General features: G+C 60.0%; 2 protein-coding genes. Both read right to left on the bottom strand.

The features are described from left to right. Positions 1–578, bottom strand: a 578-nt coding sequence (locus tag A3754_RS01760; RefSeq protein WP_197468370.1) for an efflux RND transporter permease subunit, incomplete at its 3' end; no start/stop codon positions are given. A gap of 12 nt (positions 579–590) precedes the next feature. Beyond that, positions 591–1,277, bottom strand: a 687-nt coding sequence (locus tag A3754_RS01755; RefSeq protein WP_156496687.1) for an efflux RND transporter periplasmic adaptor subunit, incomplete at its 5' end; no start/stop codon positions are given.

Below are 1,277 nucleotides of genomic sequence, written 5' to 3'. Positions count from 1 at the left end.
TGCTTGTCGTAGCCGCCGATGGAATTGATTTCGATCACCCCGGGCACCTGGGCCAGTTGAGGTTTGATGATCCAGTCCTGCACTTCCCGCAGGGCAGTGGCATCCCAGGGCTCACCATTTTCCCGGGTGGCGCCGGGCGCCGCATCCACGGTGTACATGAAAATCTCGCCCAACCCGGTGGCGATGGGGCCCATCTCCGGCTCCAGCCCAGGCGGAAGGACGCTTTTGATGGCGCCAAGGCGCTCGTTGATCAAGTTGCGGGCGAAATAGATGTCCGTGCCTTCTTCGAACACCACGGTCACCTGGGACAGGCCGTAACGGGACAGGGATCGGGTGTAGGACAGGCTGGGCAGGCCGTACAGCGCCGTCTCCACCGGGAACGTGATGCGCTGCTCTGTCTCCAGGGGTGAATAACCGGGTGCCTCGGTGTTGATCTGCACCTGGACATTGGTGATATCAGGTACCGCGTCGATGGGCAGGCGCTGGAAACTCCAGACACCGACACCGATCAGCACCAGAATCAGCGAAAGCATGAGATAGCGCCGTTCTACAGAGAGGCGCACGATAGCGTCGATCATAGTGGCCTCCTGTTAATCGTCGTCTGACACGCTGGATTTTTCGATATCCGCCTTGATGAGATAGCTGTTCTCCACCACGTAGCGTTCGCCGGGCTTCAGGCCAGAAAGTATTTCGGTGAACTGGCCATCCGTGCGGCCCAACTCGACAGGCCGGGGCTCAAAGCTATTGCCTTCTTGCACAAACACGACCTGGGATTCGTCGAGCAACTGCAGGGCCCGATTTTCTATCACCAGCGGCACTTCGATACGCTCTACCACGATGCTCGCCGAAACCAGCCGGCCCGGTGAAAGCAGCTCCTCTGCGTTGGCAATTTCTGCCCGGGCAATGACGTAGGGCGAGCCGCTGTTCTGCGGCACGATATGACTGATCCTGGACTCGTGCTGGGCATCTCCGGTGTCAATTCGCACCAGCTGTCCTGGTGCGATTTCGCGGCGCTGCCCCGGGAAGATTTTCAATTCCACCCATAGCGGGTCGAGCTTGGCGATGGTGAACAGCGCCTGCTCCCCGGCCAGCTCGCCGACGTTGATATTGCGCTGGATAACGGTACCGGCGAAAGGCGCACGCAAGGTGTAGGGTTGGAGGCTGTCGTTGGATTCGATGCTGGCCAGTGGCTCGCCAGCCTTGACCGCGTCACCGAGACTGGCATTGATTTTCGTAACCTGACCCGGGAAGCGTGCCCTGATCAGGGCAATCCCGTC

This window comes from Alcanivorax sp. HI0083 (genome assembly GCF_001635175.1).
This window is presented reverse-complemented; position numbering and strand designations above follow the sequence as displayed.